Consider the following 947-nt stretch of genomic DNA (forward strand, 5'->3'; position numbering starts at 1 on the left):
GTCAATGTTTATGTTTGAATGAAAAAATTTGCGTTAATTGTAGGAAAATAACAATAAAATGATAATTATTTCGTTAGCTTTGTTTACTAAAAAGTGTTATGATGAAAGGGAAAATTTTTTTAATATTTATGGTTTTTGTTACAGCAGGTTTTGTTTCAAATGCACAATCAAATCTACTTAATGCAAAAACAGCTGACCAAATTGGAATAAAGAGTGCAGCACAGAGAATTTCGGATAATGATAAGCCTCTCTCTTATGGTTATGTAGATGACAGGGATGTTCTGATGGGGAAAACGGTATGGGAAATTATTGATTTAAACGAAAAAATCAATTTTCCTTTATACTTTCCTGTAGACACTGCTAATATTGGTTCTGACAGACGTTCGCTTTATGATGTTCTAACCAGAGGAATTCGAAGTGGCAGAATAACCGAAGTTTACAGCGACAGTTATTTTAATACTAAAAAATCATTGAAAGACATTCAGGGTGCATTATCCCGAGTAGATACTACAGATGCTGGGAGAGAATTAATCAATCAATATCCGGATGATTACAGAACTCGTGTTGTAAAGAAAAAAGTGGTTACCGGCACTGGTAAAAAGAAATCTGTTACTTATGTTGATGAAACAGTTGGACCTACAAGATCAGTCCCTGCGGAATACATTTTAAAACAAGATTTAACAGCTGCTGATGTTACACAATATAAAATAAAAGGATATTGGTATTTTGACAAACGACAAAGCGAGTTAAAATACAGGCTACTTGGCATTTGTCCTGTTACTCCAGATGTGTATACCATGAACGCTGATGAGAAGGATTACATAGAGTTATTCTGGGTTTTCTTTCCTGACGCCAGGGAAGTATTGCACGAAGGAAAAGCTTTTAATGATAAGAATTCTGCCATTCCAATTTCATTTGATCAGATTTTAAATTCAAGACGTTTTAAT

The 947-nt window shown here is 33.7% G+C and carries 1 protein-coding gene; it reads left to right on the forward strand.

Annotated elements, in window-relative coordinates; all coding sequences use genetic code 11:
• Nucleotides 1-101: 101 nt before the first annotated feature.
• A partial coding sequence (gene porN / locus FLP_RS10610; protein ID WP_065449497.1) for a type IX secretion system ring subunit PorN/GldN occupies nucleotides 102-947 on the forward strand: 846 nt, incomplete at its 3' end.

This window comes from Flavobacterium piscis (genome assembly GCF_001686925.1).
Taxonomy (GTDB): domain Bacteria; phylum Bacteroidota; class Bacteroidia; order Flavobacteriales; family Flavobacteriaceae; genus Flavobacterium; species Flavobacterium piscis.